Origin of the sequence: Pararhizobium sp. (assembly GCF_035497515.1) — a bacterium.
GTDB lineage: Bacteria > Pseudomonadota > Alphaproteobacteria > Rhizobiales > Rhizobiaceae > Pararhizobium.
In genome coordinates, this window is sequence record NZ_DATJDJ010000077.1 from 1 (window position 1) to 20724 (window position 20724).

A 20724-nucleotide genomic window follows, 5' to 3' on the forward strand; every position below is an offset into this window, starting at 1 on the left:
CAAGCGGCTTCACGTCGGGGGTCATGCTATCTCCTCAAGGGCGTTATCCTTTTCCCGGCCAAGGCCCTAGCAAATCTGCCGGGCAAAGAAAAGCGGCAGGTGCAGGCGCCATCATGAAAGCATGCGGGACTAAAAGCGCAATTGGACACGTCTCAGCAGGAGTGGTTCGATCAACATTTGCCTCGAAAGGACGGCCATGCTGCGCAACGGACGCAACACCTTTGGATGGGGCACCGTCATCCTGCACTGGATGATCGCATTGATGATCGCCGGGCTCATCATCCTCGGCTTCTTCATGGTGCGGCCGGATATCGATCCGGAGTTACAGTTCTCGCTTTACCAATGGCACAAGTCCTTCGGCATGGCGGTGCTGGCACTCTCCGTCATCCGGGTCGTCTGGTGGCTGGCAAACCGGCGTCCGGCGCCGGTCACCGGGTTTTCACCGCTCGAGGCTCGCAGTGCTTCCGCAGTCCATCTGCTGTTGCTCGGACTAACGGTCGCGGTACCACTGGCCGGCTGGGCGGTGGCATCGACATCGACGCTTGGTATTCCGACGCTGGTCTTTGACAGGCTGCTTGTTCCGCACCTGCCGCTGCATCCTTCAGCAAAGGCAGAAGCCTTCTGGACGACGACACATGCCCTGCTCGCCTATGGCATGGGCGGTCTCGTGGTGCTGCATGCCGTGGCCGCGTTTTACCACCAGTTCATTCGTCGCGACGGCGTGCTGTCGCGCATGATTCGAAGCGGAGTGGAAAAACAGTAGGAATATTCCGGCGCCAGCCGGCGTCCCACGGTCAGACGTTTCAACGCCCTGGAGGCCCGGCATGCCCGCACCCACCACAGCCATCCTCGCATTCACTTTCCTGGCGATGACTGCCGGATTGGCTGAGGCGAAGGCTCCCTCGCTTGACGATGCCGCTGGCCGATACGCCATCGATGGCTCGTCGAGGATCAACTTTTCCGTCGACCAAGTCGGCGGCGGCGGCATTTCGGGATCCTTCGGAAAGTTTTCCGGCACGTTCCAGCTGGACGGCAAGGACATCCGCCGTTCGGTCGTCGAATTCTCATTGTTCCCGGAAACTGTCCAGACCGGCGAGGAACGGATCGAAAAATTCCTGCGCTCGAGCGCGATCTTCGACACCAAGACCTATCCCAAGATCGTTTTCCGCTCGACGAAGATCACGCAGACGGGGGACGACACGGCCGAGATCGAGGGCAACCTGACAGCCAAGGGCATGACCAAGACGGAGCATTTCACCGCCACACTGACAAAGTGGAACCGCCGCGTCATCAGCTTCCATATCCACGGCGGCGTCTACCGTACGCGCTACAACATGTCGGCGGGTACGCCGATCTATTCTAACATTGTGCAGTTCGACATGACGGTGAACGGGCAAAAGCATTGAAGGCCAAAAGGCGCGGCATCGCTGCCGCGCCTTTCATAAAAACAGGCCGGATGATCAGCCGAACTGGCTGCCGACGAAATCCTTGACGATTCGGACGATGCCACGGCCGAGCAGATCGTCGAGGGCGTCGCAGAGCTGGTCGACATGCTGGCGCTCGCAGATCAGCGGCGGCAGCAGGCGGATGACGTTGCGATTGTACTCGGTGAAGGCCACCAGCGTATCGTAGTCGCGCAACAGAAGCGCACCGATGAAGCCCGACAGAGAGCCCTTCAGCTTGTCGTCCAGCACCGCCACGACCGGCCGCAGGACGAGCGGCAGCGTCTGGCTGAAATCCTGGAACTCGAGGCCGATCATCAGGCCTTGGCCGCGCACGTCCTTGATGATCTTCGGATATTTGTCCTTCAGCGCCGTGAGACGTTCCAGCAGGTATTCGCCCTGCACGGCGGAATTCTCGATCAGGTCTTCGTCGTAGAGGACGTTCAGTGTCTCGATCGCCGTGATGCTGGCCTCGCCGATGCCGCCGAAAGTGGCATGAGCATGGATCATCGCCGTCTTCGGCGTGCCATACGCCTTCATGTAGATTTCGCGCCGCGCGATCATCGCGGCCATCGCCGTCTTGCCGCCGCCGAGCGATTTCGCGACCGCCGTGATATCCGGCACGACATTGGCATATTCGAAGGCGAAGAAGCGGCCGGAACGTCCGACGCCGCATTGCACTTCGTCGGCCACCCAGATGACGCCGTGCTTGTTGCAGAGCGCGCGAACTTCCTGCCAGAATTCAGGCGGTGCGATGTTGATGCCGCCGCCGCCCTGGATGGTTTCAAGCACGAGGACGCCGATGGTCGGATCGCTTTCAAAGACGCGGCGGATCGCGTCGATGTCGCCGAACGGCACCTTGACATTGTTCTCGAGCAGCTTGAAATCACCGCGATAGAGTGGGCCGTCGGTGATCGACAACACGCCGCGCGTCTTGCCGTGGAACGAATTCTCGGCATAGACGATGCGCGGCCGCTTGGGGCCGGCAACACGCTCGGCAAGCTTGATCGCCGCTTCCATGGCTTCCGAGCCGGAGGAACCGAGGAACACCATGTCGAGGTCGCCCGGCGCGATTTCCGCCAGGTTTTTGGCGAGTGCCGCGGCATATTGCGACATGAAGGCGATGGCGATCTCGTGGCGGTTCTCGTCCTGGAACTGTTTTCGCGCAGCAATCAGGCGCTGATGGTTGTGACCGAGCGCCAGCGACCCGAAGCCGCCGAAGAAATCGAGGATCTTTCGACCGTTCTGGTCGACGTAATACATGCCCTCGGCCGTCTCGATCTTGATCTTGTTGAAACCGAGCAGCTTCATGAAGTGAAGCTGGCCCGGATTCAGGTGCTCCTTGAACAGCGTCGTCATGTCGGCGACGCTCAAATCCTTGGCCTGTTCGACCGTCAGGAGGTTGGGCTTCCTGACGCCGCCATCAAGGGCGGGGGCGTCGACGGCGACGCGGTGCGGTTTGTCGAGCATTGTCGTTGTCCCCTGGTTCATTCGGCCGGTACGGCGGATGTGTGTTCAAAGCTCTTGCCGGCCTTCTTGGCGCGGTATTCGTCATAAGCCGCGATCAGCATGGCGCCGTCATTGTACTGCGCCTTCCAGCCGAGCTCGCTTTTCAGCTTGCCCGTTTCGCGGATGCACATTTCATCGGCGATGAGATACTGTTCCGGATCCATGATCGGCAGATTGACGAAATCGAAGGCAGCCAGCGTCGCCTTGACAGCGAAGGCCGGCGTCGGCAGCAGGAACGACTTCGAGCCGGCATGGACGATCAGGTCGCCCAGCAGTTTCTTCACCGATGGCGGATTGTCGGAGCCGAGATTGTATTCAGCGTTCGGAACGCCACCCTTCCAGGCAAGACGCGCCGCTTCGGCGCAATCGAAGACCGAGATGAACTGGTAGGGGTTCTTGCCCGAACCGATCATCGGCACCGGCAGGTTGGCGTCAATCAGCTTGAACAGCTTTTCCAGGATGCCCAGGCGACCGGGGCCGATGATCAGGCGCGGGCGGAAGATCGAGATATTCATGCCCTGCTTGCGCCACTCGACGGCGAGCTGTTCGGTTGCCCATTTCGACTTGCCGTATTCGCCCAGGGGCTTGGCCGGATGCGCCTCGGTCTGCGGCGACATGACGGTGTGGCCGTAGATCATGTCGGTGGTGAACTGCACCAGCCGATTGGCGCCGGACTTGGCCGTCGCCTTCATGATGTTCTCGGCGCCGTAATAATTGACCGGCCAGAAGAACTGCCAGCGCTTGGAGCGCACCTGCAGCGGCGACAGCATCTTGGCCGCCATGTTGTAGACCATGTCGTCCGGGCCGATCTCGACCTTCATGACATCGTCCGGATTGGTCACGTCGCACTGGACGAAACGGGCGCGGGCATAATGCGGCAGGTCGGATTTGGCGATATCGGCGACCAGCACCTCCTCGCCATCATGCACGAGACGTTCCGCGAGATGACGGCCGACGAAACCGTCACCGCCGAAAATGATATGCTTCATGATGCACTCCCGATTTTAGCTGTTTTTGCGCCCGCAGCCTCAAGCGACGGCTCGTCGCCATGGGAGGACATCCCGGACTGGGCAATCAGAACGGTTCCGACGCAGATGAAGCCGATGCCGGCGATGCGCCAGGCGTTCAGGTCCTCGCGGAAAACGAAATAGGCGAAGATGGCCACGGCCACATAGGCGAGGCTAAGGAATGGATAGGCAAACGAAAGTTCGACCTTGGACAGGACGTAAAGGTGCGACGCCATCGAGATGACGAAGGTGACCAGTCCAGCGAAGACCCAGGGGCTGAAGACCACCTGGAAGATGCGGGCAATGAAAGTATCAGCCGTGAAGCTCAACGGACCGAGCGACAGCATGCCCTGTTTGAGCATCAGCTGTGCCGCCGCGTTGGTGAGCACGGTGAAGAGAATGAAGACGATATATTTCATGTCGGTGTTCCCTGTTCCCATCCCGATCACTACACGCAAGAGCCGTATAATCCGTGAAATTCCCGCATTTATTTAAGTCAAACTTTAGCTATTCTCATTTTGGCAGAGCCAAAGCCGTCCTGTTCCAGAAGTTGGACACCATGGCGGGATCGCGCAGTTCTTCGAGTTTCCGCCACTGAGGGAAAGAAGAATCAAAGGTTTGCGGGCTCATGCGCGCATCCTTGTAGGGATTGATGGCGCCACCGGCCTCGATGACGATCGCATCGAGCCTGTCGAGGAGCTTAAGGGTTCGTTCACCCTGGTTGGCGAAATCCAGAGTCAATGTAAAACCGGGCCGGGGAAAGGACAAAAGTCCCGCTGGAGCCTGATCGCCGAATTTCTTCAGCACCGTCAGGAACGACGCATGCCCCGCCTTGCGTGCGGTATCGAGCAGGCTTGCAGTGAGTTCCGGCGCCATGTCGGCCGGATAGACGCTCTGGTGCTGGTAAAGCCCCTTGGGTCCGTACAGCCTGTTCCAGTGTCCGATCGCATCCAGCGGATGGAAATAACCGGGCCATTTTACCGTCTTCACGGTCTCGCCACGCTTCTCCTTGCGGAAATAGAATTCGTTGAAGGCCTTGAGCGTGACGATGTTCAACAGGTTGAACGGCGGCGAGACCGGCACGGAGAGTTTCGTGCCGCGCGGCATGTCCGGAAATTCGCAGGACGCATCGGCATGGTCGCCGGCCAGCAGTATCCCCCTGCCCGCATGGCTGCCGGTCGCGAGTTGGTCGATCCATGCCACCGAATATTCATGTTCGCCATCCACCCGCTCGACCATGGCGAAATAGTCTTCCAGCCGGTCGAAGCGTATCCCATGCTGCTGGATATGGGCCGATGGTACCTTCATCAATTGCAGGTCGACGGAGAGGATGAGACCCGTCAGCCCCATGCCGCCGATCGTGGCGTGGAACAGGTCGGGGTTTTCCCTGGCCGAGCAGGTCAGAAGGTCGCCGGTGGATCGCAGCAGCGTCAGCGCGCGTACATGCCGGCCGAAGGTGCCGCGGGCATGGTGGTTCTTGCCGTGAACATCGTTGGCGACGGCGCCTGCGATGGTAACGGCGGCAGTCCCCGGCGTCACCGGCAGAAAGAAGTGATGCGGAATGGCTTTTTCGAGGATGGCATGCAGCGTGACGCCGGCATCGCAGGAAATGATGCCCGTGCCGGGATCAAAACCGAGGATGCGGGTGCGCATGCGGCTTTCGATCAGCCTCCCGCGATCGTTGTGGCAGCTGTCGCCATAGGAGCGGCCATTGCCGAACGGCAGGAAGCCGCCGGCAGCGGCGGCTTCACGCAGATTGTCATAGGCGTCGGGGGACACGGATTTTCGCGGGCGGCGATCGATCCGGCCCCAACTGTCGAACTGTTCGTCGCTCATGGGGATCCCAGCGCACCGACCAGAACCAGGCACGCCCCGATCGTCATCGTCACAAGGCTGCGCCAGTCGCGCATGATGAAGACGACGGGATCCTCATGCAGCATGCGGCGGCGCGCCAGCATCCAGATCCGCAGCAGCATGTAGAGCACCAACGGGCAGAGCGGCCACAGCGCCCAGGGCACCGTGTACATCTCCATCATTTCCTTGCTGTGGATATAGAGCGCCAGAACCAGCGCCGCGGCGAAGGCCGACGACACGCCCGCCTGACCAACCATCTCGAAATCGACGGTCACGTAGCCGCGACCGGGAACCTGATGACCATCGCGGCCGTCATATTCGTCGAGTTCGACATAGCGCTTGACCAGCGCCAGGCTGAGGAAAAAGAAGATCGAGAAGGACAGGAGCCAGAAGGACAGTTCCGTATCGGTCGCGGCGGAGCCGGCGACGATGCGGACCGTGTAGAGGCCGGCCAGCGTGAAGACATCGACAAGCAGCTTGCGCTTGAGGACGAAGGTATAGGCGGTCGTCGCAACGGCGTAGAAGCCGAGCACGAGGGCGAAATCGACTGGCAGGACCAGGGTCAGCGACAGCGATGCGACGAGCAGGCACAAAGCGATCGTCAGGCCCATCGGCACCGACATCTGGCCGCTGGCGAGCGGCCGGTTGCGCTTGGTCGGATGGCGGCGGTCGTTGGTGAGGTCCGAGAGGTCGTTGATGACGTAGACGGCGGACGCCAGGAAGCTGAAGGCAAAGAAGGCGAGGATGACGTTGACCATCGCGTCCATCTGCAGGATGTCGTGATTGAGCACCATCGGCACGCCGATCAGGACGTTCTTCGCCCATTGATGCATGCGGATCGACTTGAGCGCGGCCAGCCGGCTGCCCTTGCCGATATCGAGGCGCTCGGCATCATGGATGCGGCGCCATTTTTCGGCGGCCGCATCCGGCGCGACAACGATCGCCTTGCGGGCGGCATCGAACACCGGCACGTCGTCGCGGCTGTTGCCCATATAATCGAAACCGCCCTCCCCGAACGTCTCGACCAGTTTGTCGCGCTTGCGATGACTGGTGAGGTTGTGGTCGAGCGAACTGTGGAGGACGGAGGAAAACACGCCGGTATGGGCGGCGATGCCGAGTGCCACGCTTTCGGCGGCACCGGTGGCGAGGATGACCTGGCGGCCGCTTTCACGTTCGCGGACCAGGCGCTTGAGCACGGCCTCACGGTAAGGCCAGTCGATCGCCTGGCGGCCCGAGCGGGCGGCGACTTCGTGTTTCAGCCGGGCTTTTCCCTTTGCCGCCCAATAGAGCATGGCAAACAGCATCAGCGGATTGCGCAGGAGAATGATCGCCACGCCCTCCCAAAGCGTGTCGGCTGATATCAGCGTGCCGTCGAGATCGACGCACAGTGGAATATGCCGTGTCTCAGTTCGAGCGTCCATGAATCCCATCCCGATAACAAGTGTCGGGACAGTCCCATGACGAGCTTTCGAAAAAGCAAACAACGCCGGCGAGGGACTTGTTAACTGCCGTGGTGGTTAACAATTCCCGGCGGAACGGACAGGTTCAATCGAGGCCGATCCAGTTCAGCGCATCGCGCCAGTCCGTCATGCGGATCGGCGTTCCATGCGATCCGGTTTGGAACACGACCATGCGCGTCGGATAGCCGGCCGCCTTGAGGCCGCGATAAAATTTGACCTGGCCGATCGCGGCATAGACATTGTCGGCGCCGCCATGACTGAAGAAGACCGGCAGCTTGCGCTTGTAGGCTGCGCTGTCCTTGAACTGCGGATCGGACGGGCCACCCATGATCATCATGCCCTTCAGCGCCGCAGAGGCGGTTGCATCGCGCGCGATGCCCCAGCAGACGATGCTTCCCATCGACGCGCAGGACAGGACGACCGGCCGGCCCGGCGACTGCGCCTGCGCGTAACCGATCAGCGCCGCGACATCGGTGACGCCCGTTTCGTCGAACGAGCGGACACTCGCCGAATAATAAACCCCGCCATTGGCAACGGCGATGTTTTTCAGCCGGTTGAAATTGCCGCCGAAGATCCAGTCGTTGGCGCCGAGACGCCGGTCACCGCCCCGACCATGGATGAAGATGACGGTGAAGGCGGCCCCCCGCTCCCGCCCGACGCGGACGACGTCAACGTTGCGTCCGCCGGCATTGACGGTTTCAAAGGACTGCTCGCTCTTGACACCGAGCGAGACATAGGCGCGCGTCACCTTGCGTTCGGGGATCTCGTCGCGGCCGTGCAGATCGCGCATCTTGTCGTAGTCAATAACCAGATAGTCGCCATTATCGCCGGCTTCGATCACCGTGCCATAGGAGAACAGCTCGTCCTTGAACGGCTTCAACGGGGCAGCCGCAACAGGCGCCGTGAGACTAGCGGCCAGGATCAGCGCCGCAAGGGTTCGAAATATCAAATGAGCTGTGGACAGGTGCATTCTCGATGTTCCTCTTTTGATCCAAGCCTTGCCATCGGACCTTCCGCAACGCAACAGTTGGGTTTATTGAAGGCTTGATCGGCGCATCTGCAGGCACCTGAATGACCACTGGTCGCTCCGACGCCCGGACTCTGACAGAATGAGTACTCTGGCAAGATGAGTCTTGCAGAAATCCGCCGATTCGCGCAGAGATTCATGCGGCCCTGTCCCCAGATCGACGGGGCTGCCACACGGAAAGTACCCTGAACAGACTATGACCGACAGCGACGATCTCTTTTCAGCATTGCCTCTGGTGCCCAAGACTGCAACCGCGCCGGTGGTGTCCAAGCCGATCGCCGCGCCTGTCGCAGCCCCCGTTGCGGAGCAGCGCAGTGGCGCATCCGCGACGCTGAAGGCGGATACCGGCGACTATAACGCGTCGGCCATCGAGGTGCTCGAAGGGCTGGAGCCGGTGCGCCGTCGTCCCGGCATGTCTATCGGCGGCATCGACGAAAAGGCGCTGCATCACCTGTTCGCCGAAGTCATCGACAACTCGATGGACGAGGCCGTCGCAGGGCACGCGAATTTCATCGACGTGCATCTCGACGCCGAAGGCTGCCTGTCCGTCACCGACAATGGCCGCGGCATCCCGGTCGAGAACCATCCGAAATTTCCGGGCAAATCGACGCTCGAAGTGATCATGACCATCCTGCATGCGGGCGGAAAGTTCGACAGCAAGGTCTATGAAACCTCCGGCGGTCTGCACGGCGTCGGCGTGTCCGTCGTCAACGCGCTTTCCGACCTTCTCGAAGTCGAGGTGGCGCGCAATCGCAAGCTTTACCGTCAGCGCTTCTCCCGCGGCATCCCGCAGGGTGGGCTGGAGGAATTGGGCGACGTCCAGAACCGGCGCGGCACCAAGGTCAAGTTCCACCCGGACCCTGAGATCTTTGGCGCGCACATGAAGTTCGAGCCGGCCCGCCTGTTCCGCATGGCCCGTTCCAAGGCCTACCTGTTCGGCGGCGTCGAAATCCGCTGGTCCTGCGACCCCTCGCTGGTCGAGGGCACGGACACGCCGGAAAAGGCCGTGTTCCACTTCCCCGGCGGCCTCAAGGATTACCTGCAGGCGACGATGGGCAAGGAATTCACCGTTACGCGGGAAATCTTCGCCGGCAAGACCGAAAAGACCGGCGGCCATGGCGCAATGGAATGGGCGGTCACCTGGTATGGCGGCGACAGCGTCGTGCACTCCTATTGCAACACCATCCCGACGCCGGAAGGCGGCACGCACGAGGCCGGCCTGCGCATCGCGCTGACCAAGGGTCTCAAGGCCTATGCGGACCTCACGCAGAACAAGCGGGCAGCAATCGTCACCACCGAAGATGTAATGATCTCGGCGGCCGGAATGCTGTCCATCTTCATCCGCGAACCCGAATTTGTCGGCCAGACCAAGGACAAGCTGGCGACTGTCGAGGCGCAGCGCATCGTCGAGAACGCGCTGCGCGATCCCTTCGACCACTTCCTCGCCGACAATCCGCAGGAAGCCCAGAAACTGCTGGAATGGGTGATCGAGCGCGCTGACGAGCGTGTCCGCCGCCGCAAGGAAAAGGAAGTCTCGCGCAAGTCGGCGGTGCGCAAGCTGCGCCTGCCGGGCAAGCTCGCCGACTGCTCGCAGAATTCTGCCGAGGGCGCCGAACTCTTCATCGTCGAAGGGGATTCGGCCGGTGGATCAGCCAAGCAGGCGCGCAACCGCTCCAACCAGGCGATCCTTCCATTGCGGGGCAAGATCCTTAACGTCGCCAGTGCCGGCCGCGAGAAACTGGGCGCCAACCAGCAGATCAGCGACCTCGTGCAGGCGCTCGGCTGCGGCACGCGCTCGAAATACCGCGAGGAAGACCTGCGCTACGAGCGCGTCATCGTCATGACCGATGCCGACGTCGACGGCGCCCATATCGCCTCCCTGCTCATAACCTTCTTCTATCAGGAAATGCCGGACCTCGTTCGTGGCGGCCATCTCTATCTGGCCGTGCCGCCGCTCTACCGCATCACGCAAGGTGCCAAGACGCTCTATGCCCGCGACGATGTACACCGCGTCGAACTGATGGAGACCGAGTTCAACGGTCGCGGCAAGATCGAGATCGGCCGCTTCAAGGGCTTGGGCGAAATGATGCCGGCGCAGCTCAAGGAAACCACCATGGATCCCTCGAAGCGCACGCTGCTGAAGGTGGGTATCGACGAGGCGGATTTCGAAGGCACCCGCGACGCCGTCGACAACCTCATGGGCACCAAGGCCGACGCCCGCTTCCGCTTCATCCAGGAACGCGCCGTGTTTGTGGAGAATCTGGATATCTAGGCCGAGGTCTTCGCAGCTTGGTTCAAGAGCTGTTGGATTGATTCATCTTTCCGCTTCAACTGACGGAGCGGAAAGGATTTTCCGGATTGGCACCTCACTCCGCATCAGGCCATCCTCTTTTCCATGAACAGGCTGAGCGGATCCGGCTGGTATGTGCCGAAAGGACCGATATCGGCATAGCCCGCGGTACGGTAGAGGCCGATGGCTTCGGGCTGGTAGATACCGGTTTCGAGCCGGATCACCGAGAGACCGGCATCGCGACCCTGGGCTTCGATGCGTTCCAGCAGCCGGCGACCGATCTTCAGGCCGCGTGCCTCAGGATCGACGAACATGCGCTTGATTTCGGCGGTGCCGTCGCCCGCGTCCACCAGCGCGCAGCAGCCGACGATCTCGCCCTCGTGGCGCGCGACGAAGAAGGCGACGGACGGCTTTTCCAGTGCGGAGATATCGACCAGATGATTGCTCTCGGCGGGATAGAGCGACTGCGCATAGGCATCGGATTGTTCGAGCAGGCGCATTACGGCGGGCTGGCGGGGCGGTTCTTTCTCAATGATGACGGTCACTTGGCGAGGGTCCTTGAAAGATCGATTCATGTGGGATCGCAGTGATCTTAGAGGCAGTGCCCGGGCGATGACAGACGTCAATTCTGGCCGCTGCCTCCCCGCCTGAAACGCTTGGAAACAATTTGTTGCGAAGGTTTTGCCCGTCCGCCTTAAATCGGAACAATGCCATGTTTACGCCGGTGAACAAGACGCGAGCCGCAGACGGCGGCGTATTTTCCAACCGGAGATTTAGGCCCGATGGTTCCTGCCCTGATCATCATGACGATCCTTGGATGCGACGACAACGTCACCCAATGCCACTATGTGTCGACGGTAAGCGGCACCTGGGCGACGATTGCTACCTGCGACGCCGAATCCCAAAAGCAGCTGCCGAAATTCTCCAACAGCAACTACCCGGTCATCGTCGCCGTCTGCGAGACATCGGACAAGCAGATGGCGAAGGCTGAAGACCCGGCTGCCTCGACGAATGCAGATCCCCTGCCGATGGCAACGCCCCAGGCGCAGGCGGACACGATCCCGACACCGCCGGCGACCCAAGAGCAACCCAGCCTGCCGCGCCGGACGCTGGCGCCTATCAGCGGCACCATTCCGGACACGGCGAAGCTGCGGCAAACGATCGCCAAGCCGGTACACTATATCGAGGACGGCTATTCCTGGGTGGCGCGCAAATTCACCAGATAACGCTTCAGACCAAGCCGGCGGCGATCAGGCTGTCGGCGCTGGCGCGGATCGCGTCCGCCTCCGGACGGGGCCGCCAGCCCAGCACGCGCCTTGCCTTTTCATTGGAAACGCGCGCGTCGCGGCCAAGTTCGGCGACGATCAGATTCAGGCCGGGATCGAAACGGGACGCGATGCCGGCGAGCCAGTTGGGCAGCACGAAACGCGGAATCTTGCCGGCATAGGCCGGAAAATCACGCCGGAGGGCCGCGGCGATATCCTTCACCGACAGCGTCTCGCCGGCAATGATGAAGCGTTCGCCAATGGCCTCCGGCACCTCCAGCGCCCGGACATGGGCATCGGCGACATCGCGCACGTCGACCACCGGCACCCGGAAGTCGGGTAAAGCCGGATATTTTCCGATCAGAAGCGCGCGGACGAGGCCGACGGAGGTTCCGTTTTCGCCGCCGAGGAGCGGTCCGAGAATCATGCCAGGGTTGATCACCGTCAGTGGGAGCCCGCTCTCACGGGCGAAGCTCCAGGCAGCCTGTTCGGCAAGCGTCTTCGACTTGTAGTAAGCCGTTGCCAGCGGGCTGTTGACGTCCGTCCAGTCTGCCTCGGTAAAGGGCGCCGTGCCCGATCCATAGCTGACGGCGGCGGTGGAAGATGTCAGGACGACGTGGCGCACGCCGGCATCCCGCGCCGAGCGCAGCACCCTGAGCGTGCCCTCGCGGGCCGGCGCGATCAGGTCGTTTTCGTCCTTCGGTACTTTGGAGGGAAACGGCGACGCGGTGTGGATGACATCCGTGACGCCGGAGAATGCAGCCGTCCAGCCTGTATCCGACAGAAGATCGGCGGTGGCGAACGTGAGTTTTCCGTTTGTAGCGCCATCGGCCGATCGGATTGCCGCCGCGATGATCTTTGCCCGTTTCATGGAGCGCAGCGTGCCGCGCACCTCATAACCGGCGGCGAGCAGTTCCGCGGCGACATGTCGGCCGAGAAAACCGCCGATACCGGTCACCAGGACGAGCCCTTTCGTTTCAACCGACATACGTGCCATTCCTCACCGATTCTGTCCGAGCGACCTTCTCAGTCCAGGCGCCCTCGGGGAAGATGGAAACGACCGCCGACAACGGAAAACGGCGCGGGAGAGCCGCGCCGTCCGCATCATCGACATGCAGGTCCTGGCTCAAGCCGCGTCGCGGGTCGCCAGCAGCGCATAGTCGCGCGCCGTCTGGCGCTGTTCGGCGATCGACAGTTTCTCGATGATTTCGGCCAGGCTGCCGGATGCTTCCGGTCTGGAAAGCCCGCCGCGCAGCTTCGACAGCAGTGCCGATGAAATCGATGTCGTCGTCCCTTGGGAGCCGATGCGGTTTTCCCGGCGCCACAAGAGCATGGCATCGGCGAAAAGGGCGCTGACATCGCGGCCGAGGCCAGCGCTTTCGAACAGGGCGCGAATGGCATGGATGCGGCCATCGGACAGGATGGAGCGGACACGCTTTTCCGCCACGGCGGAAAGATTGACGATGGCGGCGGCGAAGAAGTCGATCTTGCCGGAGCAGAGCGCATGCAAAAGGAAAGCCGGCGTCAGGCGGCCCGTGATGCGCAGATGCTCGATAAGCGCCGGGATCTGGCCGGCTTCGGCAGCGCCCGCCATGGAGACGGCGGCACGGTCGCATGCCTCGCGGGTGATACGCTCGACGCGGCGTTCGCCGATCGCCGACTGCACCAGGCCGAAACCTGACAAGGCCGCACCGACCTTCTCGACCAGCGCATGGCGGGCATCGGCCGGCAGGTCATCCCGCTCCAGCAGACGGTTGCGGACGGACCAGAGATGGCCGAGCCGGTCGCTCAGCCGCTTCAGCGTGCGGCAAGAAAAACGTGCCTGTTCGTTCTCGAGCAGGATCAGCACCTCTTCCTCGCCGCCGATTTCGGCGATGGCGGCCGCGACCGGGCGCGACATCATCTGGCGCGCGGCGATGACGGCGCGGGTCTCAGACGTGCCCTTGGCGGCGATATCGACGAGGTCCATGTCGGTGAGGACCGCCGAACAGGAGATGACGGCATAGGCGATTTCGGGCTGGTCCTCGGCAAGCGAAAGGATGATCGAGCGCGGAATGCGCGGGCAATCGGCGATGGCTTCGGCGAGCGACAGCCGAACTTTCGGCGAGGGATCATCCAGCAGGAAGGTCATGGCCATTTCGGCGGCGTGATAGTCGATCGTGTTCATTTCCGCCGTCGCATAGGCGCGGCCCAGAGCCTGCGCCGCCCGAACCCGATCTCCTGTTTTCGCGGTCTCGACCCAACGAAGAAATGCTTGAATGATCACCGACGCCTCACTACACACCAACCAGCCACATCATGGTATCCACGAGGTTACCGATGAAAGGTTTAAGATTGGTTCACCATGTCCGTTAACCGCTTGACGATGACCGCGCCGCTGCTTTGCGCCCGGCCGGAGGCGTTGATGGCGGCCGAAATGCCGACCGGATCGACGGTGATCATCGATCTCGGCAGCGGCTGGACGACGGACAAGGCTCGGAGCGAGGCGCAGGCGACCCTCGAGCAGTATGGCGCGCTGGCCGCCACCCTCTTGCGTATTCGCAGGCCGGACGACGAGCTTGGCCAGGAAGCCATCACGCGTTTAGCTGCATTGCGCCCGCAGGGTTTCGTCCTGTCGGGTTGCCGGGATGCGGCGGATATCCAGCGGCTCGACGTGGTGTTGCGGGTGGCGGAAGCCCGGCATGGACTTGAAGCCGGATCAATCGCGATCCTTGCCGAGATCGGCGACAGCTCGGATTTCTTCCTGTCGCCGACCGCGTTGCCTGGCGTGTCAGAGCGCCTGTGGGGACTGGTGTTCGATGGAGAAGCCCTGACGAAGGCGACAGCGAGCGAGGCGATGAACACAGCCGCAGGTCGTATAGGCGCGCCGCTGCTGTTTGCCCGCGCCATCGCCGTGCTGAAGGCCAAGCAGGCTGGCCTCCCCTGTCATGAAATGATTGGCGGCGGTGTCTTGGGCGATGATCTGCATATCCGGCAACAGATCAGCCTGGCCGACGGATTTGCCGGGGTCGTGGTGCGGACACCGCAGCAGTTGGCAGCCCTTTCGGGCTGACACTTGTCCTATCGTTTCGGTCGGAACATCTCGAAGACGTCGCCGGATTCGCAGTAATCCATATACCCCATGCGGCCAACCGGGCGGACCTTGGCCATGTCGAAGCGGCCGTCGCGGATCGCTTCCTCGCGGATATGGATGCCGACGACCTGGCCGATCACCATGTAACTGTTGGAGAGCGTGCCATCGAGCGCCTTCGGCTGGAACATCTCCGTCACCTTGCATTCAAGCGCCGCATAGGCTTCGGCAACGAATGGCGCCGCGACCATGTGGCCGGTGACCGCTGTCAGGCCGGCAAGCTCGAATTCGCTCTTCCCGCGCGGTGCCGGAGCCGAGGTGGTGTTCATTGCCTCCCGCAGGTCATAGCTGACGAAATTGGCGGTGAACTCGCCAGTCTCCTCGATATTGCTGACCGAGTCCTTGCGGCCGGAGGACGAGAACATCACCAGTTTCGGCGCGTCGCTGACGGCATTGAAGAAGGAATAGGGCGCGAGATTGAGGCTGCCATCGGCGGCCCGCGATCCGATCCAGCCGATCGGCCGCGGCGACACGATCGCCTTGAACGGATCGTGGCTGAGCCCATGGGCGTTTTCACCGGCGTCGTAAAACATCAGGCGTCCTTTCCAATCCAGGTAACGATATCGGCGAGCGCGGGGCGCGGACGCTCCGTCGGCGGCACCTGCGGCAGGCCGATATGGATGAAGCCGGCGATCTTCTCGCCCGGCTGGACGCCGAGTAGCGGATAGGCCCGCTCATCGAATGCGTACCATTCGGTCAGCCAGTTCGAGCAGTAGCCGAGCGCATTGGCGGCCATCAAAAGGTTGAGGCAGACGGCGCCGGCCGACATCAGCTGTTCCCATTCCGGGATCTTGAAATGCGCTGCCGCCTTGCTGACGACGGCGACGACGACCGGCGCCCGCGACAGGCGGGTGTTTTCCACATTGATCATCTCTTCCGACAGGTCGGGCTTGGCTGCCAGCGCCATGGCGGCGAGTTCCCTGCTCAGCCGCACCCGCTCCTCGCCGCGATAGACGATGAAACGCCAGGGGGCGAGCTTGCCGTGATCCGGCACACGCGAGGCGAGCGTCAGCATCTCCTCGATCTCGGCCGTATCCGGACCGGGGCCGGTCATCTGGAAGGCCGGGATGGAGCGGCGGGTCGAGAGATAATCACGCAGACTGATTTCAGTTTTCATCGCTGTTCATTTCCATTAGTTTGCCACCGCACGTCGCCGTCGCAGGGGTAGCCACGAAATTGCCATATCGGCGCTTCAAGTGGAGCCACACATTCAGGATGTCAACTCTCTCATGCGCATCAAGACCGTTCACGTTCGCGCGACAATCGCGGCACTGATTTTCGCGACCGGCAGCGGCGCACAGGCCCAGGATCAAGCCCGGGAGCAGGCCGATCCGTTCAAGAGCTTTCCGACGATCTCGACGCCAAAAATGCCGAAGCTCAACAGCTTCAACCCGCTGACGCCGGAAGCGGCGACGCAGGCTACGACCGCCAAGGACATCCAGCTCGAGGCCCTGCTGACGGAAAAGGGTGGTCCGGTCGAGCAGGGACTGACCTGGCGCGTCTTCAGCCCGATCCCCGGCGCGGACGGCAAGCTGCCACTGGTGGCGACATCGGAGGGTGGCTCGGCGGCATTCCAGCTGGTGCCCGGCGAATATTTCGTCAACGTCGCGTTCGGACGCGCCGGCGCGACCCGCAAGGTCCGCGTCGCGGAAGCCGGACCGATGGAGAAGCAGGTGCTCGTGCTCGATGCCGGCGGCGTCATGCTGAACGCGGTCTCGGGCAGCGACGTGCGCATTCCACCGGGCGAACTGAGCTTCTCGATCTTCTCGGCGGATGTGAAGGAGGACGGCGAGCGCGCGCTCGTGGTTGCCGACGTCAAGCCGAGCACGGTGATCAGGCTGAACACCGGCACCTATCACGTCGTGTCCAACTACGGCTCGGTCAACGCGGTGATTCGCGCCGACATCCAGGTGGAAGCCGGCAAGCTGACCGAGGCGACGATCCAGCACCGCGCTGCCAAGCTGACGCTGAAACTGGTCTCGGAGCCCGGCGGCGAGGCGATTGCCGACACGGCCTGGTCGATCCTGACCTCATCGGGCGACGTGGTCAGCGAAAGCGTGGGAGCATTTCCGACACTGGTGCTCGCCGAAGGCGACTATTCGGCGATCGCCCGCAACAACGAAAAGATTTTCCAGCGCGACTTCACCGTCAAGGCAGGCGTCAATACGGATGTCGAAGTGCTGTTGAACGACAAGGGACAGAAGGCGACACCGCAGGCCGCCGACGATACGTCCGACGCTCAGGATTGAGTACTTCAACGACAGAATCGCTTCGAGCGATCAGGAAGCCCGGCGGAGAAACCGCCGGCGGGACGGCGCCATGGAGAACACGGCATCGTAGATCCGCGTCAGGATATCCTTGCGGTCGGGAATGGTGGCGAACTCTTCCCAGGCGATCAGCTGGCCGATGCGTGAAGAGATCGTCGTGCCGGACAGGCGACGGAACTCGCGGATCAGCAGCGAAATTCTGAGCGTCAGCGAGAGCTTGCTGGCGATGTGGAACAGCGGGCCGTTCTGGCCTTCGAAATAGATCGGGATGACGCTCGCCTTGGCCGCCTGGATCAGCTTGGCCGGAAACATCTTCCACGGCAGATCCTCGGCACGGCCAAAACCCTTTCTCGCCGTTGCGACCCCGCCCGCCGGAAAGACGATGACGGTGACGCCCTCCTTCAGCAACCGCACGGCTTCGTTGCGCGTCCGCATGTTAAGCGCCAGCGCTTCCTTGGTCTCCTCGAACGAGATCGGCAGCGAGTAAGGCGCCATTTCCGGCACCTTGAGGAGCTCGTTGTTGATCAGCACGCGGAAGGGTCGGCCAAGCTGTTCGGCCAGCGACAGGACGGCAATGCCGTCTCCGATACCGAACGGATGGTTGGCGACGATAACGATGGGCGCATCCGGCAGATGCCGCGGCGGCCATTCGCCCTCTACGCGCATGCGCACATTGATGAGTGCAAGCATTTCGCCGAAAATCCGGTCGCTGTGGCCGACGATCTCATGGCGCCAGGTGTTGTAGAGCTTGGCGTAGCGATTGCGTCCGGACAGGCCTTCCATGGACCGGATGAACCAACGTTTCAGCCGTCGATCGTTCTCGTTGGCATAAGACAGCTCTTTGAACTGCACGTCGTTCCCCGTTTCCTGAGAAGCCCGTCCTTAAGGACACTGAATGCCGGCGTCGCCTGCCGGCCTGACGGCGGCATCCGTGTCTCGCCGCCTCTCCAGACTGGATAGTCTTCGACTGTTACACTTTTCTGACAGCAGGCCGAAGGGTGCACTTGCGCACACCCTTCATCAGCATCGCATCAGATTTTCGTCCGGTTCAAGCGGACGGCAGCTTGCGCGCTGCGGCCTTTCGGAGTTGGTCCGGCGGCGTTGCCTCCAGCACCAGCGAGGCGATCGCCTCGTTCAGCGTCATCGGCGTCTGTGCCTGCGAGCCGAGCCTGCGGATATTGACGGTACGCTCTTCTGCTTCCCGCATGCCGCAGACGATGATCACCGGCACCTTGGTGACCGAATGTTCGCGGACCTTGTAGTTGATCTTCTCGTTGCGGAAATCGGTCTCGACCTCAAGCCCGGCATCGCGCAGCAGTTCGGCGACTTCGCGGCCGTACTCGTCGGCTTCCGACGTGATGGTGGCGACGACGACCTGCAGCGGCGAGATCCACAGCGGCATATGGCCGGCGAAGTTCTCGATCAGGATGCCGAGGAAGCGCTCCATCGAGCCGCAGATGGCGCGGTGGATCATGACCGGCTGGGTCTTTTCCGAATTCGAGTCGATATAGAAGGCGCCGAACCGTTCCGGCAGGTTGAAATCGACCTGCGTCGTGCCGCACTGCCATTCACGGCCGATGGCGTCCTTCAGCGTATATTCGAATTTTGGGCCGTAGAAAGCGCCCTCGCCCGGCAGGATGCCGGTCTTGATGCGGCCTTCCGACTGCGCCTCGATGGTCTTCAGCACATCCATCATGACGCTTTCGGCGCGATCCCACAGCGCATCGTCGCCGACCCGCTTTTCCGGCCGGGTCGAGAGCTTGACCACGACTTCCTTGAAGCCGAAATCCTGATAGACCGACAGGATGAGATCGTTGATGCGCAGGCATTCGGCTGCCATCTGCTCGTCCGTGCAGAAGACGTGCGCATCGTCCTGCGTGAAGCCGCGCACGCGCATCAGGCCGTGAAGCGCACCCGAAGGTTCGTAGCGGTGGACATTGCCGAATTCGGCAAGCCGGATCGGCAGTTCGCGGTAGGATTTCAGGCCATGCTTGAAAATCTGGATATGGCCGGGGCAGTTCATGGGTTTAAGCGCAAAAACACGCTCGTCGTCGGTTTCGTCACCGGCGACCGTTACCTTGAACATGTTGTCGCGGTACCAGCCCCAGTGACCCGAGGTTTCCCACAGCGACTTGTCGAGCACCTGCGGCGCGTTGACTTCCTGGTAGGTGCCGGCGAGACGGCGGCGCATATAGGCGACCAGCGTCTGGAAGATGCGCCAGCCCTTGCCATGCCAGAAGACGACACCCGGGCCTTCTTCCTGGAAATGGAACAGGTCCATCTCGCGGCCGAGGCGGCGATGGTCTCGCTTTTCGGCTTCAGCCAGCACGTGCAGATACTGGTCGAGCTCTTCCTGGGTGCGCCAGGCCGTGCCGTAGATGCGCGTCAGCATCGGATTGTTGCTGTCGCCGCGCCAGTAGGCACCGGCCACCCGCATCAGCTTGAAGGCATTGCCGATCTGGCCGGTGGAGGCCATGTGCGGGCCGCGGCAAAGGTCGAACCAGTCGCCCTGATAATAGATCTTCAGGTCCTGATCGGCGGAGATCGCATCAACCAGCTCGACCTTGTAGGCCTCGCCCTTGTCGGCAAACACCTGTCGCGCCTTGTCGCGCGGCCAGATTTCCTTGGTAAATGGCTTGTTGCGCTGGATGATCTCCTTCATCCGCTTTTCGATCTTCGGCAGATCGTCGGGCGTGAAGGGCTCGTCCTTGGCAAAGTCGTAGTAGAAACCGTTCTCGATCACCGGGCCGATGGTGACCTGCGTGCCGGGCCACAATTCCTGCACGGCTTCCGCCATCACGTGCGCGGTGTCATGACGGATCAGTTCCAGCGCGCGAGAATCTTCGCGGGTGACGATTTCGAGCTTGCCGCTGACGACCGGGTCGGACAGGTCGCGCAACTCGCCATCCAGCGCGATCGCGATGGCTTTCTTTGCAAGCGACTTGGAGATCGATTCGGCAACGTCACGGCCGGTCGTGCCAGCGGCGTAACCGCGAACGGAACCATCGGGAAATGTAAGGGAAACAGCGTCGGACATCTTCTTCTTCCTTATCCAGTCCCGCCAACGAATGCGGGTGGTTTTCATGGCCGGCAGACCGGCAAATTGACGCGCGGGTGATAGAGCGTTTTTGTGATGGAGTAAAGAACAGGCTCGATCAGACGTTGATCATCTCGACAAGCCCCTGCACCGTGTTCCAGTTGCGCATGGTGCCGATGCCGAGCTTTTTCGTCGTCAGGGCCGAGATGAGCTTCGAGGTGCTGGGCTTGCCGGGAAAGTGGATCCAGAGATCGCCGTGGACGATCCGGACCTGCTCGCCGGCGTCGCAACGGCGGTGCAGGTCGACCAGCGCGGCATCTGCCAGAGGTGTGCGCATGACCCGGACGATGACGTTCTGAGCCTCGTCTCGGGCAGCTTCCGGAAACGGATTTCCGGCGGCGAGCGCGCGCCAGTCGTCAGCGGTGCGGACGATGAT

At 61.9% G+C, this 20724-nt stretch carries 20 protein-coding genes; 6 read left to right on the top strand and 14 right to left on the bottom strand.

Going from position 1 to position 20724, the window contains the following annotated elements; genetic code table 11:
- Positions 1-196: 196 nt before the first annotated feature.
- Positions 197-763 (top strand): cytochrome b, encoded by a 567-nt coding sequence (locus VL202_RS08675; protein WP_325463728.1) that lies wholly within the window; start codon positions 197-199, stop codon positions 761-763.
- 61 nt (positions 764-824) lie between these two features.
- Positions 825-1406, top strand: coding sequence for a YceI family protein (locus VL202_RS08680; protein WP_325463729.1), 582 nt, complete (start codon positions 825-827; stop codon positions 1404-1406).
- A 54-nt stretch (positions 1407-1460) separates the two neighbouring features.
- Here the strand turns inward: VL202_RS08680 and VL202_RS08685 are convergent, their stop codons facing one another.
- The 6 genes from VL202_RS08685 to VL202_RS08710 form a co-directional block, all read right to left on the bottom strand.
- Positions 1461-2912, bottom strand: a complete 1452-nt coding sequence (locus VL202_RS08685) for an aspartate aminotransferase family protein (protein WP_325463730.1) — start codon at positions 2910-2912, stop codon at positions 1461-1463.
- A gap of 17 nt (positions 2913-2929) precedes the next feature.
- Positions 2930-3940, bottom strand: coding sequence for an NAD(P)-dependent oxidoreductase (locus VL202_RS08690; RefSeq protein ID WP_325463731.1), 1011 nt, complete (start codon positions 3938-3940; stop codon positions 2930-2932).
- Complete coding sequence (locus tag VL202_RS08695) at positions 3937-4377, bottom strand: transporter (RefSeq protein ID WP_325463732.1); 441 nt, start codon at positions 4375-4377, stop codon at positions 3937-3939. Before VL202_RS08695 ends, VL202_RS08690 begins: the two co-directional genes overlap by 4 nt.
- Positions 4378-4471: 94 nt before the next feature.
- Positions 4472-5794, bottom strand: coding sequence for an FAD-binding oxidoreductase (locus VL202_RS08700; protein WP_325463733.1), 1323 nt, complete (start codon positions 5792-5794; stop codon positions 4472-4474).
- Entirely contained in the window at positions 5791-7233 is a 1443-nt protein-coding gene (locus VL202_RS08705; RefSeq protein WP_325463734.1) for a UbiA family prenyltransferase, read from the bottom strand. The genes VL202_RS08700 and VL202_RS08705 overlap by 4 nt, the downstream gene beginning before the upstream one ends.
- A gap of 124 nt (positions 7234-7357) precedes the next feature.
- The gene (locus VL202_RS08710; protein ID WP_325463735.1) at positions 7358-8242 is read right to left on the bottom strand and encodes an alpha/beta hydrolase; all 885 of its coding nucleotides are present in this window, start codon (positions 8240-8242) and stop codon (positions 7358-7360) included.
- A 253-nt stretch (positions 8243-8495) separates the two neighbouring features.
- On the opposite strand from VL202_RS08710, the gene parE reads away from it, so the two are divergent.
- A complete protein-coding gene (parE, locus tag VL202_RS08715; RefSeq protein ID WP_325463736.1) occupies positions 8496-10571 on the top strand; it encodes a DNA topoisomerase IV subunit B in 2076 nt (691 codons plus the stop codon).
- A 104-nt stretch (positions 10572-10675) separates the two neighbouring features.
- Here the strand turns inward: parE and VL202_RS08720 are convergent, their stop codons facing one another.
- Entirely contained in the window at positions 10676-11089 is a 414-nt protein-coding gene (locus VL202_RS08720) for a GNAT family N-acetyltransferase (protein ID WP_325463747.1), read from the bottom strand.
- A gap of 282 nt (positions 11090-11371) precedes the next feature.
- Between VL202_RS08720 and VL202_RS08725 the strand changes: the two genes are divergently transcribed.
- Positions 11372-11815: a hypothetical protein gene (locus VL202_RS08725; protein WP_325463737.1), complete on the top strand. Its 444-nt coding sequence runs from the start codon at positions 11372-11374 to the stop codon at positions 11813-11815.
- 4 nt (positions 11816-11819) lie between these two features.
- On the opposite strand, the gene VL202_RS08730 is transcribed toward VL202_RS08725, so the two are convergent.
- Positions 11820-12842: an NAD-dependent epimerase/dehydratase family protein gene (locus VL202_RS08730; RefSeq protein WP_325463738.1), complete on the bottom strand. Its 1023-nt coding sequence runs from the start codon at positions 12840-12842 to the stop codon at positions 11820-11822.
- A 138-nt stretch (positions 12843-12980) separates the two neighbouring features.
- Positions 12981-14120, bottom strand: a complete 1140-nt coding sequence (locus VL202_RS08735; RefSeq protein ID WP_325463739.1) for a DUF2336 domain-containing protein — start codon at positions 14118-14120, stop codon at positions 12981-12983.
- 78 nt (positions 14121-14198) lie between these two features.
- Here VL202_RS08735 and VL202_RS08740 point away from each other — a divergent pair, with 78 nt between their 5' ends.
- Positions 14199-14906: an aldolase/citrate lyase family protein gene (locus VL202_RS08740; protein ID WP_325463740.1), complete on the top strand. Its 708-nt coding sequence runs from the start codon at positions 14199-14201 to the stop codon at positions 14904-14906.
- An 8-nt stretch (positions 14907-14914) separates the two neighbouring features.
- On the opposite strand, the gene VL202_RS08745 is transcribed toward VL202_RS08740, so the two are convergent.
- Together VL202_RS08745 and VL202_RS08750 are read right to left on the bottom strand one after the other, a co-directional pair.
- The gene (locus VL202_RS08745) at positions 14915-15517 is read right to left on the bottom strand and encodes a flavin reductase family protein (RefSeq protein WP_325463741.1); all 603 of its coding nucleotides are present in this window, start codon (positions 15515-15517) and stop codon (positions 14915-14917) included.
- Complete coding sequence (locus VL202_RS08750) at positions 15517-16101, bottom strand: nitroreductase (RefSeq protein WP_325463742.1); 585 nt, start codon at positions 16099-16101, stop codon at positions 15517-15519. Before VL202_RS08750 ends, VL202_RS08745 begins: the two co-directional genes overlap by 1 nt.
- A 112-nt stretch (positions 16102-16213) precedes the next feature.
- Here VL202_RS08750 and VL202_RS08755 point away from each other — a divergent pair, with 112 nt between their 5' ends.
- Entirely contained in the window at positions 16214-17233 is a 1020-nt protein-coding gene (locus VL202_RS08755) for a hypothetical protein (protein WP_325463743.1), read from the top strand.
- Positions 17234-17263: 30 nt separating this feature from the next.
- Here the strand turns inward: VL202_RS08755 and VL202_RS08760 are convergent, their stop codons facing one another.
- The 3 genes from VL202_RS08760 to VL202_RS08770 all read right to left on the bottom strand — a co-directional run.
- A complete protein-coding gene (locus VL202_RS08760) occupies positions 17264-18103 on the bottom strand; it encodes a lysophospholipid acyltransferase family protein (RefSeq protein WP_325463744.1) in 840 nt (279 codons plus the stop codon).
- Positions 18104-18299: 196 nt separating this feature from the next.
- Entirely contained in the window at positions 18300-20288 is a 1989-nt protein-coding gene (gene thrS / locus VL202_RS08765) for a threonine--tRNA ligase (RefSeq protein WP_325463745.1), read from the bottom strand.
- A 118-nt stretch (positions 20289-20406) separates the two neighbouring features.
- On the bottom strand, positions 20407-20724 hold a 318-nt coding region (locus tag VL202_RS08770; RefSeq protein WP_325463746.1), incomplete at its 5' end, for a DUF1697 domain-containing protein.

Bases quoted from the DNA above. Each gene is read 5' to 3' on its own strand.
- VL202_RS08675 (WP_325463728.1), top strand. From the start codon at position 197: ATGCTGCGCAACGGACGCAACACCTTTGGATGGGGCACCGTCATCCTG.
- VL202_RS08680 (WP_325463729.1), top strand. From the start codon at position 825: ATGCCCGCACCCACCACAGCCATCCTCGCATTCACTTTCCTGGCGATG.
- VL202_RS08685 (WP_325463730.1), bottom strand. From the start codon at position 2,912: ATGCTCGACAAACCGCACCGCGTCGCCGTCGACGCCCCCGCCCTTGAT.
- VL202_RS08690 (WP_325463731.1), bottom strand. From the start codon at position 3,940: ATGAAGCATATCATTTTCGGCGGTGACGGTTTCGTCGGCCGTCATCTC.
- VL202_RS08695 (WP_325463732.1), bottom strand. From the start codon at position 4,377: ATGAAATATATCGTCTTCATTCTCTTCACCGTGCTCACCAACGCGGCG.
- VL202_RS08700 (WP_325463733.1), bottom strand. From the start codon at position 5,794: ATGAGCGACGAACAGTTCGACAGTTGGGGCCGGATCGATCGCCGCCCG.
- VL202_RS08705 (WP_325463734.1), bottom strand. From the start codon at position 7,233: ATGGACGCTCGAACTGAGACACGGCATATTCCACTGTGCGTCGATCTC.
- VL202_RS08710 (WP_325463735.1), bottom strand. From the start codon at position 8,242: ATGCACCTGTCCACAGCTCATTTGATATTTCGAACCCTTGCGGCGCTG.
- parE (WP_325463736.1), top strand. From the start codon at position 8,496: ATGACCGACAGCGACGATCTCTTTTCAGCATTGCCTCTGGTGCCCAAG.
- VL202_RS08720 (WP_325463747.1), bottom strand. From the start codon at position 11,089: ATGCGCCTGCTCGAACAATCCGATGCCTATGCGCAGTCGCTCTATCCC.
- VL202_RS08725 (WP_325463737.1), top strand. From the start codon at position 11,372: ATGGTTCCTGCCCTGATCATCATGACGATCCTTGGATGCGACGACAAC.
- VL202_RS08730 (WP_325463738.1), bottom strand. From the start codon at position 12,842: ATGTCGGTTGAAACGAAAGGGCTCGTCCTGGTGACCGGTATCGGCGGT.
- VL202_RS08740 (WP_325463740.1), top strand. From the start codon at position 14,199: ATGTCCGTTAACCGCTTGACGATGACCGCGCCGCTGCTTTGCGCCCGG.
- VL202_RS08745 (WP_325463741.1), bottom strand. From the start codon at position 15,517: ATGTTTTACGACGCCGGTGAAAACGCCCATGGGCTCAGCCACGATCCG.
- VL202_RS08750 (WP_325463742.1), bottom strand. From the start codon at position 16,101: ATGAAAACTGAAATCAGTCTGCGTGATTATCTCTCGACCCGCCGCTCC.
- VL202_RS08755 (WP_325463743.1), top strand. From the start codon at position 16,214: ATGCGCATCAAGACCGTTCACGTTCGCGCGACAATCGCGGCACTGATT.
- thrS (WP_325463745.1), bottom strand. From the start codon at position 20,288: ATGTCCGACGCTGTTTCCCTTACATTTCCCGATGGTTCCGTTCGCGGT.